The organism is Anaerotruncus massiliensis (ex Togo et al. 2026) (assembly GCF_900199635.1).
GTDB classification, from domain to species: domain Bacteria; phylum Bacillota; class Clostridia; order Oscillospirales; family Ruminococcaceae; genus Anaerotruncus; species Anaerotruncus massiliensis.
In genome coordinates, this window is record NZ_LT962687.1 from 1,277,900 (window position 1) to 1,292,375 (window position 14,476).

The following is a 14,476-nucleotide window of genomic DNA, read 5'->3' on the forward strand; positions in this document are numbered from 1 at the left end:
ATTCCCATCCGCATTCAAAAGTTTAGCGATATCATACAACAAAAGCAGACGATTTTTGCCTTTATTTCCAGCCGCAAGCGTTAAGAAGAAGGGAAGCGATTCTTTTTTGGTTTTTTTGAAATTCATTTGCCAATAATGGAAATTTTTGATATAGTTAGAATGGGCCTGAACAAATATATATTTTGATGGAGATTTGAATGCCTGCCGAATCCGAATGATCTGAAAATCATAGTCGGGAGATGCGTGTCTATGACCAAGCCGTATAAAACCAAAAAGGAAAAAGTCTACTACCAGCTGAGGGAAGAGATCATCCGGGGCGAAATCCCACCGGGAGAACGCCTCACCATCGCCGGCATCGCGGAGAAATGCGGCGTTAGCGAGATCCCCGTGCGGGAGGCGGTGCAGCAGCTGCTTCAGGAGTCCTACCTGATCAGCGCGCCGCGCGCGGGGCTTACGGTCAGCGTCGTCAGCGAGGAGGACGTGCGCAAGACCTTCGAGCTGCGCGCCGCACTGGAGAGCCTCGCGGCCCGCCTGTCGGTGCGGCGCATGGAGGAGGAGCAGGTCTTCGAGCTCTACAAGATGATCAAGGATTCCAGGAAATACTATGAGGAACTGGATTACCACGCGTATTGGCTCTGCAACCAGGCGTTCCACCGCTATATCTACCAGTTCTGCGGGAACGAACGCCTGCTTGGGATCATCGACGGCCTGATGCAATACTCCCACCGCTACCCGCAGTACTATACGAATGCGAAGCAGATTTCGCGGTCGATCGACCGGCATTTGGAAATCGCGCACGCGATTTCCGACCGGGACGAACGGCTGACGGAGGACCTCGTCCGCGCACATATGGTGATGGGGTGCAAGACGGTGCAGGAGCGGGTGCGGGAGGCGCGCCGGAAGCTGATGGGGGAGGAGGCCCCCGGAGAGAAGGAGTAGCGAAATATTTACAGAAGAAGCCGCACCGCGCGGCCCATATCGGGGAAGCAGCCGTCAGGGACGGCTGCTTTTTTATGTCTGAAAACGCGCTGAAAAGTTTATCAATATATATTGTTGTAAAGAAAAATATATATTTTTTTCGAATGGGAGTTTAAACATTTTCAATTTTTTCAGAAGTAAAAAAGGCGGAGAAATCAATATAAACAAAAAGTAATGGAAAATATAGTGGTAATTATGCATAATATTTGCATTAACCACAAGATTGTACGGTAATAAATGCACAAAACGCCTATTTTTTACGCGGTAGGAAAATAATGCTTGCTTTTGCGGAGTGCCTTTGCTATATTGATGGTAAAGTATATTATATTTTTGAAAAATATATTTTGAGGAAGAACATTGTATGAAAAAATACCGGACGAAAAAAGAGAAGGTCTATTACGAACTGCGCGATGAGATCGTTCAGGGCAGCGTCGCCCCCGGCAGCCGCCTGACCATCACGAGCCTCGCGGAAAAATTTGAGGTAAGCGAAATCCCGGTGCGGGAGGCGGTCCAGCAGCTTGTGCAGGAACGGTACCTCGTGACGGCCCCGCACATGGGGATCACCGTCAGCATCATCAGCGACGAGGACGTGTGCAAGACGTTTGAGATCCGCGCGTCACTGGAAAGCCTGGCGGCCAGGCTTTCCACCCGGCGCGTCACGGAAAGGGACATCGGAGAGCTCTACCGGATGATCGAGGACAGCAGGCAATACCGCGAATCGGCGGATTTTTATGCCTACTGGCTCTGCAACCAGGCGTTCCACAGCTACATCTACCGGCTGTGCGGCAACGAACGCCTGATCGGCATCATCTCCGACCTGATGCACTATTCTCACCGCTACCCGCAGTACTACACCAGCGTGGAACAGATCGACGGTTCGATCCGGAGGCATCTGGAGATCATGCAGGCCCTGAGCGACAGGGATGAGAAGTTGGTTGAGGACCTAATCAGGATCCATATGATATACGGCTGCCGCACCGTACGGCAACGGGTCCGCGAGGCGAACGAACGCCTGAAGCGGGAGTCGGGCGGGCTGCCCGGCGCGTAGCCGGGAAACAAATGGATGTGCGGAAAGGGGATGTGCCTGAAAGGAAGGATTCGAACTGCAATCGAGGGAACGGAGAAAAGGAGTGTGTGACATGAAAAAAAGCATGCGTATTTTAGTTGCGGTTCTGTTGACATTGACTTTGATCATCGGCACGGCGGGGTGCGGCCAGAAGGCGGAGCCCCAGACGCCCGCCCCCGACGCGGCCCCGGGCGCTTCCCAGGAAGCGGCGGCTCCCGCGGGGACCCAGCTGCTCACCATCGGGACTTCGACGGTGGGCGGGGCCTGGTACCCGATGGGCGGCGCGCTGGCCAATGTGATTTCAAGCTATGTTCCCAATGCAAAGGCAAGCGCGACTCCTTCGGCGGCCACCATTGAAAACCTGACCCTCGTGCGCAGCGGAAAGATGGAGATCGGCATGGCGACCGCGGACATCCCCTACCAGCAGTACCACGGCCTGGCCGGTCTGGAAAAGGATGAGAGCCTGCGCACCCTCACCATGTTCAGCAACAACATCATCTGCATCCTCGTCAAGGACGGCTCCCCGGTCCACAGCATCGAGGACCTGAAGGGGAAAAAACTCGGGGTCGGCGTGCAGGGGAGCAGCGCCTACACAATCGCGGTCGCGATCCTCAAGGCGCACGGCATCGACATTGAAAAGGACGTCGACCAGTACCAGGGCGGCATCTCCCAGCAGACGGAGGCGCTCAAGGACGGCAACATCGACGCGTTCATGATGACCTTCCCGCAGGGCGGCGCGGCCCCCGGTCTGATCGAGCTGGACACGACCGAAAAGATCCGGTTTATCGACATGGACATGGAGAAACTCAAGGAGGTCAACGCGGAGAGCCCCTGCTACACGATCGGCCAGATTCCGGCGGGCTATGTGGACAGCCTGAAGGAGCCGGTCAACACCCTGGTCATCGGCTGCGTCTTCATGGTAAAGGATACGATGGACGAGGAGCTCGTCTACAATATCACCAAATCCATGTTCGAGCATAAGGACGAACTGGACGCGATCCACGCGGCCTGGAAGGACACCAACGAAAAGACCGCCGCGGTCAACTGCCCGTTCCCGCTGCACCCGGGCGCCGAGCGCTACTACAAGGAGGCCGGGTTCGATATCAGCATCTTGCCATAAACGCTGGTCGTCAGCGGGAACCATAAGAGGCCCCGTCTCCGCCGGCCGGCAATCCTCCGCCGGCCGGCGGAGGGAAACCCGGAGACTGAATAGAAAGGGATGAGTATGCTGAACTGGCTGACAGAAGTACTGGAGGGGCAGAAGCTCAAAGGGACCAGGGGGAAGATCATCGCGGTCATTGCGTTTTGCTGTTCCTGTTTCTTCCTTTACACCGCGTTTTCGGGGTCGCTGCCCAACATTGCCCAGCGGGCGACCCTGATGGCGTTCGCGCTGCCGATGATCTTTTTGATCAAGCCCTCCAGCCAAAAGCACCCACGGCTTTCCCTTGTTTTGGACGCGGGATTCGCGATCCTCGCGGTCGTAGTCTTTGTTTACGTCATCAAGGTCCAGAAGGCGATCGCCTGGCGCGTCGGCAATCCCAACGCGGTCGATATGGTGATGGGCGTCTGTGCGGCCCTTCTGGTCATCGAGGCGGCCCGCCGGAAGGTCGGCTGGACGCTGCCGATCCTGGTGGGCGTCCTGGTGATCTACGGCTTTGCGGGCCCCTATATGCCGGGGGTGCTCATGCACCGCGGGCTGGACCCGGGCGCGTTCATTTCGAGCATCTACCTCTCTGAAGAGGGCATCTTCGGCACGCCCCTACAGGTCGCGGCCGACTTTATCATGGTGTTCGTCCTCTTCGGCGCCTTCCTGCGCGTATCCGGCGCGGGAGAATTCTTTATCGACATCGCCGACGCGGCCTTCGGGGGCATGCGCGGCGGCCCCGCCAAGGCGGCGGTCATCTCCAGCGGCCTCATGGGCTGCGTCAGCGGCAGCGCGGTCGCCAACGTGGTCACCACCGGGACCTTTACGATCCCGATGATGAAAAAGACCGGCTACCGGCCCGAGGTAGCGGGCGCGGTGGAGGCGGTCTCCTCCACCGGCGGGCAGATCATGCCGCCGATCATGGGGGCGGCCGCGTTCATCATGGCGGATTTCCTGCGGATCCCCTATTGGAACGTCGTCAAGGCGGCGATCATCCCCGCCGTGCTCTATTACGCGGCGGTCTTCTTCATGGTCGACCTGGAAGCCGCCAAGACGGGGCTCAAGGGCATGCCGAAGAGCGAGCTGCCCAAGGCGGGCGAGATCATGAAGCGCAGCGGGCACCTCGTGATTCCGGTCATCGTGCTCATCTACCTGCTCGGTGTGGTCGGCTACTCGGCGCAGAAATCCGCCTTCTTCACCATCGTGCTGGTCGTGCTGGTGGCGGCGCTGCGCAAGCACACCCGCATCAACCTGCGCAAATTCGTCTCCGCGATGATCGAGGGCGCGATCGGCGGGCTCGAGGTCGCGGCGGTCTGCGCCTGCGCGGGCATCGTCATCGGCATCCTGATGCGCACCGGGCTCGGCATGATGCTTACGGGCATGCTGGTCGAGCTGTCGCACGGCAGCCTGCCGATCCTGATGGTCCTCACCATGATCGCCTCGATCATCATGGGCATGGGCCTGCCGACCTCCGCCTGCTATATCATCGTGGTGGTCCTCATCGCGCCCGCCATGGTACAGATGGGCGTGCCGGCCATCGCGGCGCACATGTTCGCCTTCTACTTCGCCTGCCTCTCCAACATCACCCCGCCGGTCGCGATGGCGGCCTACGCGGGCGCGAGCATCGCGGGCTCCGATCCGATGCGCACCGGCTTCCAGGCCACGCGGGTGGGGGCATGCGGCTTCATCGTGCCCTTCATGTTCGTCTACGGCACGCCGCTGTTGATGATCGGCTCGGCGGGAGAGATCCTGCTGGCGTTCGTCACCGCCATGCTCGGGACCTTCGCGCTTTCGGCCGGGCTGACCGGCTATCAATTCGGGAAGCTCAACTGGTTCCTGCGGGCGATGTCGCTCGTTGCCGCGCTGGTGCTCATCAAGCCCGGCATCGGCAGCGACCTGGTCGGGCTGGCAATCATCGCCGTGATCTCCGCGATCAACTGGTCGCAGTACAAACGAAAACCAAAGGTGCCCGCCGCGTAGCGCGGCGGGGAAGATAGGAGTGAGTCTATTGCTGCCATTGGAAGGCGTCCGCGTAGTGGATTTGACCAACTTCCTGCCCGGGCCGTTCTGCTCGATGATCCTTTCGGACTTCGGCGCGGAGGTGATCAAGGTGGAGCGCCCGCCCAAGGGGGACCCCGCGCGGTACCAGGGCGGGATGTTCGCCTCGGCGGGGCGCAATAAAAAGAGCGTCGCGCTGGACCTCAAGAGCGACGGGGGGAAGGAGGCGCTCAGGAAGCTGGTTCTGGACTGCGACGTACTGATGGAGGGCTTCCGCCCGGGCGTGCTCGACCGGCTCGGCTTCGGCTGGGAGGCGGTGCGGGCGCTCAACGACCGCGTCGTCTACTGCTCGATCTCCGGCTTCGGCCAGACCGGCCCCAACCGCGACCTGGCGGGACACGACGTCAACTACCTCTCGATCGCCGGGGCGCTGAGCATCTCCGGGGACCCGGACGGGCCGCCGGTCGCCGGCGGCGGCGTGCAGGTGGCGGATTTGACCTCCGCCATGTACGCGGCGGTCTCGGTCCTCGCGGCCATCATCAACCGCGGCCGCACGGGGAAGGGGGCCTACCTTGACGTGTCGATGACCGACTGCGTGCTGGCGTTCATGGGGCCGCGCATCCTGGAGTATTTCGACCGGGGGATGCCGCCCAAGGGAACCATGATGGGGCGCAGCGGCTTTGGCGCCTACCGGACCCGGGACGGGAAATACGTCTCGGTCGGCTGCCTGGAGCTCAATTTCTGGCAGCGGCTGTGCGACGCGCTCGGCGACCCGGAGCTCGGAAGGGACCCGAAATACCTCGGCTGGTTCGACCGGATGAAATACCGCGCGGAGATCAACCCGCGCCTCGACGAAAAGTTCCTGCTCAGGGACCGGGACGAATGGATGAAGATCCTGCGGGAGGCGGACGTACCTGTCACGCCTGTCAACAGGATCGAGGAACTGGAAAACGACCCGCAGTTTGTCAGCCGCGGGATGATAAAACGGGTGAACGGGCAGCCGCTCGTCGCGTTCCCGGTGAAGTTCGAGGGACTCGAGCTCAGGGAGCCGGGCCCCGCGCCCGAACTCGGCGCGGACAACGGCGGGATCCTCGGCGGGCCCGGCCTGTGATCGGAGGGATATGAGGGAGATGCAAAGCAACCTGCCACCCAGAGTGGAAAATAAAAAGTCCCGGGACAAGGTAATGACCGCCAAGGAGGCGGTCAGCCGGTTCGTGCGGGACGGGGACATGATGCTCAGCGGCCTGCAGCACAGCTCGGTCGCGCTCGTGCACGAGATCGCGCGGCAGGGGATGACCGACCTGACCCTGCTGCTCGACAGCGACAGCGGCCTCACCGCCCCGCTGCTCGGGCTCGGGCGGGTCAAAAAGATCATCACCGCCTACTGCGGAGGCGGCAACGCGGGGAACAACTATGTCTTCCGCCGCGCTGCGGAGCAGAAGATTCCCCGCGAGGTCGAGATGGAGTTCTACAGCAACTACGGCATCGCGCTGATGGCGCTGGCCGGTTCGATGAACGTGCCCTTCCTGCCGACCCGCTCGATGATCGGCTCGAGCATCGCGGAGCAGAACCCCCGCATCAGGGTGATCGACGACCCCTACGGCGGCGGAACCCCCGTCGCGCTGGTCCCGGCCGCCCGGCCGGACGTGTGCATCATCCATGTGCACCGGGCCGACAAACTGGGGAATCTACAGTTCTTCGGGCATTTCGGGAACACGGACATCTTCGTGCGCAGCGCGAAATACGTGATCGCGAGCTGCGAGGAGCTGGTCACCACGGATGAGATCCGGCGCACCCCCAACCAGACGATCATCCCGCAGTACAACGTGGACGCGGTCGTCGAGGCACCCTTCGGCGCGCACTGGTTCGCCTCCAACTACTATTACCACAACGATTTCCCCTTCGGCGCCTACACGCTGGAAAAGTGGCGGACGGAGGAGGGCTTCCGGGAGTGGTGCGACAAGTACATCTTCGGCGTGGAGGACTGGGACGGCTACTGCCGGACGGTCGGATACGAGCGGCTGTGGAAGCTCTACCACGCCGAAAAGCGGTTTTTGGCATATGGGGAGGTGCGGTAGCGTGAAAAAGTACGCGAAGGATTATACCCTCAACGAGCTGCTCGTCGTCACCACCGCAAAGGTGATCCACGACTATGAGACCCTGATCGCCGGGGTCGGCATCCCGACGCTGGCGGCGAGCCTCGCGGGGATCACCCACGCCAAAAACATCGTCGTCACCACCGAGTGGGGCACCGTGAACCCCACCCCCCGCCGCCTGATGTTCAGCGTGACCGACACCACGGTCAACGAGCGGGCGGTGGCGCTGCCCGGCTCGCAGGTGATCATGAACGACATGCAGAACGGCCGCCTCGACCTTGGGGTGATCGGCGGCGCGCAGGTGGACCGGTACGGCAACGTGAACTCCACGATGATCCTCGACCGTGAGACGGGCGGCCTCAAAACCATGCTGCCCGGCTCGGGCGGGGCGAACGACATCGCCACCAGCGCAAAACGCACGATCATCATCATGCGCAGCACCAGGCGCTGCTTTGTGGAGAAGGTCGATTACATCACCTCGCCGGGCTACCTTGACGGGCCGGGGTGCCGGGAAAAATACGGGATGCCCGGCGGCGGGCCGGAGATCGTCATCTCCGCCGAGGGGACCTTCCGTTTCGACCCGGAGACGAAGGAGATGTACCTCGCCACCTATCATCCCGGCGTGTCGGTGGAGGAGATCCGGGAGATGGTGCCCTGGGACCTGAAGGTTTCCCCGGACGTCCGCGAGACCGAGCCGCCCACCGAGGAGGAGATTGAGATTCTGCGCCTGCTCGACCCCTCGGGCATGTATGTCGGCAGCGGCAAGAAGATCCTCAAGGAGGGGGAGCAGGGGAATTTCGGGGTGTTCTTACAGAACATGCTCGACTCGTTCGAGCCGATGGGACGGTTTGTCAAGCGGTACGACTGAAACGGATTGGAAAAGGAGCTGTGACAGCATGATGAATTACTCGTTCTTCCGGCGGAATGCCGAGAAGGTGCGCGCGGAGCTGCGAAAACGCGGCATCGACGTGATGATCCTCACCCACCAGCAGAAGTACTCCTATGTGTCGGGCAACTTCCACAACGACTTCAACCTCGGGAACTGCATCTTCGTCTGGGCCGACCAGGAGCCCACCCTGCTCGTGGCGATCGCGGAGTGGCGCAGGCTCAAATATGAGGGCTACATCAAGGACATCCGCTTCTGGAAATCGCCCTATTCGGGCATGGAGCCGGTCTCCTTCCTCGAGGTCGCCAACCAGATTCTCCACGAGCACGACTGCGAGCAGGCCACCATCGCCGTGGAACTGCCCTCCATCCCCTACCGCCTCTACCACGACCTCGAGACGGAGTTCCCCGGAGCCACCATTGTCGACGGGGAAAAGATGATCAACGACATCATGATGATCAAGGACGAGGAGGAGCTGGAGATCACCCGCCGGGTCTGCGCGATGGGCGACGCCGCGCAGCAGAAGATCATTGAGTACGCGCGCGTCGGCATCACCGAGGCGGAGCTGATGGGGCACTGCGAGCAGGAGATGCGCCGCCTGGGCGCCACCTGGTATTACACCCCCAACCAGTGCAACTTCGGCGCCCGCATCGGCGGCGGCGACCACCTGCCCTCGGGGAAGATCCTGCGCCGGAACGACGTTTTCTACACCGACTTTCATCCCGTCTGGCACGAGTACCGCACCGACACCTTCCGCACCTGGTGCTTCGGCGAGCCGAGCAGGGAGTTCCGCAAGATGACCGATACCATCGAGGGGATCATCCCCGAGTTGAACGCCAAGCTGGTGCCGGGGGCCTCCACTAAGGAGATCGAGCACTGGTACCACGACCGGCTGGCGCAGGCGGGATACCCGGACAACGGTTCGGTGCCCCTCGGACACGGCATCGGTACGGGCCACCTGCCGCCCTACTTCATGGACGACGAGGATGTGATCCTGAAGCCCAACACGCTCATCTCCGTCAACTCCCACATCTACGACCTCAACGAGGACTTCGCCTTTACGCTCGAGTATATCGTCTGCGTCAAGGAGAGGAAGCTCGAGCTGCTCACCAAATTTCCGCTGGGACTCGTTTGCATCCCGATCAAATAAGAAAAAAGAGCCGGTTTCCACCGGCTCTTTTTTGTTTGCACCGGCAGCGTCCCGCACGGCGCCTTCCGGAATCCGCCTCAAAAGAAGGTCACGGCGGCATCCAAAAGCATCAGCCCCGCGAGGGAACCGCTCAGGAGGGCGAGGGCCCTGCCGGGCAGCCTGCGCGCCGCGCGCTCCAGCAACGGTTGGAGAAGGTAGAGGATAACGAGGCCGCCGAGCCCAAACCGGACGCTCGGATTGAGCGCGATCCGCCCCTGAAAATTCAGCGGGTACGCGCGGTAGTCCCACATCCAGCCGCCCGTTGTAAGCTCCATGACGTAGCTGCCGATGAGCTCGATCACCGTCGCGATGGCCCCGGCCGACGCGAAGACGAGCAGGGGCGTAACCGGCAGCTTCCCGATGCGGATGTCGCGGTCCCGCAGCCTTCGCAGGGAGAGGACCAGCACCAGGGCGCCCACCCCGTAGATCGGGCAGTAGGGCCCGAAGAGGACGCCCCGGTTGGAGAAGCCCCACCGGTATACGACGACCTCGAGAAATACCTCGTACAGCCATCCTAGGACGGAGTATGACAGGAAGCAGAGAAAATACCGTTCGGCTTTGACCAGCATCCCGGCCCTCCTTTTTTGCGTGCTCCCGCCCCTCCCGGCGGGCGGGGCGGGAGCACGGAAAGATAGTCCCATTATGACAGATTCCGGGCGGGAAGGGAAGCCGCGGAGGAAATTTTCCCAATTGGGGCCCGGCGGACGATTTGGGAGATCTTTCATAAAAAACCGCGTTGACATTCCGCAAAATAAGGTATATATTTATAAGTAACACAGAATTTGTCAGTTTAAAATATCAAGAAGATTTGTGACAATTCCATATTGGGCAAACCTGCCTAAAGGCGGGGACGCAAAGCTATAGGGTCTAATGCGTAAGCGATGACAGCCAGTTGCAGCACATCTGCTCCCGGAGCCCGGGGGCGTTGCTTATGTATGACTGCGCATTTTATCATTGAAAAATGAGGTGCGTATTTTTTTTGCAGTATTTTATTAGAGAGGGTAGTTTGTATGAAAACCAAGATGAAAGGGATTCTGGCGCTTCTTACGGCAGTCGTTCTGCTGTGGGGAGGCAGCCTCCCCCTGTTCGCCGCGGACGGGCAGCCCGGGGAAGAGCCGCGTGAAACCGTGGAGGCGGACCCGGTCCCCGACCCGGAGCCCCCTTCCACGGAAGTCCCGGAGACGGGCGGCGCGGAAGAACCCGGCGAACCGGAAACGGATGAAGAGGACCCGCCCGCCGAACTCCCGGGAGATGCGGATTCCGGGGACGGCGGGGAAGAGACGCCGGGAGACGGCGGGCCCGCCGACTCGGTGACGGACCCGGAAGTCCCGGACGAAAGCGGGCGGACGGACCCGACGGAGGAAACTCCCGGGGACGAGCTCCCCGGAGAGGAACAGCCGGGGGATGAGGACGGACTGGAGCCCGTGGAGGAGGAAGCCGCGGTCGCCGCGCTTTCCGAAGAGGACGGTCCCGTCCCGGAAATTGACGGGAACCGCGTCTACGCCAACGGGGTTGCCATCACCATCCGCAAGGAGGACGGCGTGTGCTACATCTTCTACGGGACGGACGGGAAGCTGGAGCTCCCCTCTCCCGGGGGCAAAACCGTCTTCGGGGGCGGCAAGAACCGCGACGTCGACGGGGACACCAGCGTCACGCTGGACGGCGTTCCGGTGAGCGCCGTCTATGGCGGCGGTTATTCGGACGGCAGCCATTCCGCCGACGTGAGCGGCGACGCAAATATCGATACCTCCGGGAACATCATCGTGAAGACATACGGCGGCGGCTACGCGGAGGCCAAAAACAGCGACGCCAGCGCCCGTGTCCTGGGGACGGCGCGCACCGAGAACCGGGCCCGCGGCCCCCTACCGGAGGAGGGCTTCACGAAAGACGGCCATAGCGTCTATGGAGGCGGCTACGCCTATTCCAACAGCAGGAACCGTGCGGACGCCTCGGTCGGCGCCGTCTCCCTGAAGGTCCTGGAGGGGGGCGCGACCTACAGTGTACGCGGAGGCGGCTATGCGACCGCGACGTCGGGCGGGGCGGCGGTGGCCGACGTGAACGGCCCCATCAGTATGCACCTCACCGGCCTTGACGTGCGGGAGGTCTACAGCGGCGGTTACGCCAGCGGAGCATCCGCCTCCGCGACGGCGGAAAGCATCGACTGCACGGTCGGGACCTCCGAGATGATGAGCTACGAATGCGGGCAGGCCAGCAAGGGGGACGCCTCCGTATCGGGGACGGCCCGGACGCTGATCAAGGACTGCCCCAATCTTTATGGTTATGTGCTTGGCGGCGGCGACGCCAGCGGCGGGGGCAACGCCTCGATCGGCCGGGTGGAGCTGACCGTTTCGGGCTCGAAAGCGCCGGTCGCGGACCAATGGGGAAGTCCCGCCGCGGCGGTGTTTTACGGCGGCGGAACGGCCTCGGGGACGGGTTCCGACGCGTCGGTGGGGAGCGTGACCATGCTCCTGGAGGACTGCCTGATTCCGGGCGGCATCTATGGCGGGGGCGATGCGGGCGCCGGCGCGAACGCGGCCGTCGGTTCCGTCGATCTGACCCTGGACCGCGTGAAGGGGGATCATCATCCCGCGGTTTTCCCGGAGAATGAATATTTCTGCACTGTGATCGGCGGGACCGACAGCACGGGCGGCAACGCCTCGGTGACGGACCGCTGCGACATCACCGTTTCGGACAGCGAGGCTGAAATGATCCTCGGCGGAAACCTGCAGGGAAGCATGCCTGTCCCGTCGGAGACGGGGAGCGCGTCGCTGACCCTGTACGAAGGAAACAGCCAGATCGTCGGCGTGGCGCATTTCGATACGGTCCGCTTGACCGACCGGCTCGACCTGAAGGGCTTTTTCACAAAGACGGGAGCCGACGACGACGCGGTCTCCCTCGAACTTCTCGGAAGCGGCTGGAACAATGGGGACGTCGCCGTCTCCTATGAGGCGGACGACAATGACACGGTTCCCGCGGGGTGGTTTGCCGGCAGCGGATTCGACCTCGGCTTTTCCCAGGAGGGAAACCTGGCCGCCTGGACGATCGGGAACCTCGCCTCGGGGGATGTGATCATCGACTCGGAGATCGCCGACGGCGCGCCGAAGACGGAGCTGCCGCAGGAGCAGGCTTCCCACATCGCCTCGAGCGTCCTGACCGATAGGGAGCAGGAGCAGGTCCAGAACGGCACGACGGTGAAGATTTACCCCAAGGTGGAAAAGACCGCGCTGGCCCCCGACGTGGAGGCGGAGCTCACGGGCAGCCTCCAGGGGGAGACGATCGGCGCGAGCCTCGACATCCAGCTCTTCAAAAAGGTCGGCAACGCGGCGCCGCAGGCCGTCCCGGAAACCACCGCGCCGATCCCGCTCGTCATCGAGCTTCCGGAGGACCTGCTCCCGCAGGCGGGCTATGAGCGTGCGTTCACGGTCATCCGCGCGCATGAGCAGCCGGACGGAAGCCTTTCCTACACGCGGCTTCCGGATACGGACAACGACCCGAAAACCGTAACCGTCCTGACCGACCGCTTTTCCCTCTATGTGCTGACCTACACCGAATCGGAGGAGTCCCGCCCGTCCGGCGGCTCCGGGCATCATTCGTCCGGCTCCGGCTCCGGCTCGGCGGAATCCATCTGGCCGTCCGTCGAGCGGCTGATCCGGTCCGCGCCCGAGGGGCAGACGGTGCGGGTCAACGCGCGGTCGGAACAGACCGTGCCGGCGGGGATCATCCGTCTGCTGAAGGAGCACGGGGTGATCCTGGAGCTCCGCTATCCCGGCGGCGTCCTGGTTTTGGACGGCGCGTTGATGGGGGCGGTCGCGGGGAACAAGGTGTTCTATTCCTTTGACGAGCTGAAGGACGCGGCGGCGGGAACCGCCGCTGCGTCCGCGGAACAGCCTGCCGGGCGGGAAAAGGCAATCCCGAATACCGGAAGATGACAGCGGCGTTTTCATAGAAGGCGCCCGCCATGGGTCCCCCATGGCGGGCGCCTTTTTCTGTCATTGCCCTCCGGACGGAAGCAGCGGATGCCCCGATATCCTGTCCGCGCGCGGGCCCGGCAGCGGGCGGCGGCCTTGACCGGCCTTGGTATAATGAGAAAAAACCGAACGGACAAAACCCGACGATTCTGTAATCAAACGCCGAAATAACATGCCGACAACTGGACATTCTAGTAAAAATCATCAGTGGAGGAGTGAAGATCAATGATCGGCAGATACAGAATAACGGATCAGCTTTTGGATGAATTCCGCCGCCGGCTGGTCACGGAAGAAAAGAGCGAGCTTACGATCGCGCAGTATATGAGAGACGTACGGGACTTCTGCGGCTTCCTGCAAAAGGGGGAGCCGGTCGATAAGGAGGAGGCGATCGCCTACAAGGACCACCTGGTGAAGACCTACCGCTCGTCGGCGACCGTCAACACCAAGCTCGCGGCGCTCAACAAGTTCTTCGCGGCGACGGGCATGGACGGCTGCCGCGTCAAGCTGTTGAGGCGGCAGCGCCGGATGTTCTGCGAAACGGACAGGGAGCTGACCCGCGAGGAATACCTGCGGCTGCTCGAGACGGCGCAAAAAAGCAACAAGCCGCGCCTCTCCCTGATCATGCAGACCATCTGCTCCACCGGCATCCGGGTGAGCGAGCTGCGGTGGATCACCGCGCAGGCGGTGGCGGCGAACCTCGTCGAGGTGTCCGCGAAGGGCAAGCGGCGCAGGATTTTCCTCCCGCCGAAGCTGCGCGAGGCGCTCAGGGCGTATATGAAGCGGTCGGGGATCGAATCGGGGCCGGTGTTCGCGACCCGGGCGGGCCGGCCGCTCGACCGGAGCAACATCTGGCACGACATGAAAAACCTCTGCCGGTCGGCGGGAGTGGAGTCCACGAAGGTCTTCCCGCACAACCTGCGCCACCTGTTCGCGAAGGAATTCTACGCGATGGATAAGGACGTCTTCCGCCTGGCGGATATTCTGGGGCACAGCAGCGTGGAGACCACCCGCATCTATACTGTGACCAGCGGATACGAGCATGAGCGGCGGATCAGTTCTCTCAGGCTGGTGTTGTAGCAAATCGACATAAAAAAACCACATAATCCGTATTATGTGGTTGATGATATACATATATTGACAAAATTCCCCTC

11 protein-coding genes and 1 riboswitch are annotated in these 14,476 nt (G+C 61.9%); of the genes, 10 read left to right on the plus strand and 1 reads right to left on the minus strand.

Translation table 11 applies throughout. The features are described 5' to 3' along the window. The first annotated feature begins 249 nt into the window (after positions 1-249). From C1A13_RS06525 to C1A13_RS06560, 8 genes are all read left to right on the plus strand, one after another. Positions 250-939 carry a GntR family transcriptional regulator gene (locus C1A13_RS06525; protein ID WP_101550296.1) on the plus strand — a complete coding sequence of 230 codons (690 nt, stop codon included), beginning with the start codon at positions 250-252 and terminating at the stop codon, positions 937-939. 400 nt (positions 940-1,339) lie between these two features. Beyond that, on the plus strand, positions 1,340-2,026 hold the full coding sequence (locus C1A13_RS06530) for a GntR family transcriptional regulator (RefSeq protein ID WP_101550299.1): 687 nt from the start codon (positions 1,340-1,342) through the stop codon (positions 2,024-2,026). Positions 2,027-2,117: 91 nt separating this feature from the next. Continuing rightward, entirely contained in the window at positions 2,118-3,164 is a 1,047-nt protein-coding gene (locus C1A13_RS06535; RefSeq protein WP_101550301.1) for a TAXI family TRAP transporter solute-binding subunit, read from the plus strand. Positions 3,165-3,269: 105 nt separating this feature from the next. Further along, the gene (locus C1A13_RS06540) at positions 3,270-5,168 is read left to right on the plus strand and encodes a TRAP transporter permease (protein ID WP_172439195.1); all 1,899 of its coding nucleotides are present in this window, start codon (positions 3,270-3,272) and stop codon (positions 5,166-5,168) included. Positions 5,169-5,196: 28 nt separating this feature from the next. Then, on the plus strand, positions 5,197-6,297 hold the full coding sequence (locus C1A13_RS06545; protein ID WP_172439196.1) for a CaiB/BaiF CoA transferase family protein: 1,101 nt from the start codon (positions 5,197-5,199) through the stop codon (positions 6,295-6,297). Between the two features lie 19 nt (positions 6,298-6,316). Continuing rightward, the gene (locus tag C1A13_RS06550; protein WP_207654182.1) at positions 6,317-7,264 is read left to right on the plus strand and encodes a CoA transferase subunit A; all 948 of its coding nucleotides are present in this window, start codon (positions 6,317-6,319) and stop codon (positions 7,262-7,264) included. 1 nt (position 7,265) lies between these two features. Next, complete coding sequence (locus C1A13_RS06555; protein ID WP_101550309.1) at positions 7,266-8,150, plus strand: CoA-transferase subunit beta; 885 nt, start codon at positions 7,266-7,268, stop codon at positions 8,148-8,150. Positions 8,151-8,178: 28 nt separating this feature from the next. Then, positions 8,179-9,318, plus strand: a complete 1,140-nt coding sequence (locus C1A13_RS06560; RefSeq protein WP_172439197.1) for a M24 family metallopeptidase — start codon at positions 8,179-8,181, stop codon at positions 9,316-9,318. Between the two features lie 77 nt (positions 9,319-9,395). Here C1A13_RS06560 and C1A13_RS06565 read toward each other — a convergent pair whose 3' ends face one another. Then, positions 9,396-9,926, minus strand: a complete 531-nt coding sequence (locus C1A13_RS06565; RefSeq protein WP_101550313.1) for a putative ABC transporter permease — start codon at positions 9,924-9,926, stop codon at positions 9,396-9,398. A 248-nt stretch (positions 9,927-10,174) separates the two neighbouring features. Beyond that, positions 10,175-10,257: riboswitch (cyclic di-GMP riboswitch) on the plus strand. 110 nt (positions 10,258-10,367) lie between these two features. Here C1A13_RS06565 and C1A13_RS06570 point away from each other — a divergent pair. Together C1A13_RS06570 and C1A13_RS06575 are read left to right on the plus strand one after the other, a co-directional pair. Continuing rightward, the gene (locus C1A13_RS06570) at positions 10,368-13,286 is read left to right on the plus strand and encodes a hypothetical protein (RefSeq protein WP_101550315.1); all 2,919 of its coding nucleotides are present in this window, start codon (positions 10,368-10,370) and stop codon (positions 13,284-13,286) included. A 264-nt stretch (positions 13,287-13,550) separates the two neighbouring features. Continuing rightward, a complete protein-coding gene (locus C1A13_RS06575) occupies positions 13,551-14,402 on the plus strand; it encodes a tyrosine-type recombinase/integrase (protein WP_101550317.1) in 852 nt (283 codons plus the stop codon). Positions 14,403-14,476: the final 74 nt, after the last annotated feature.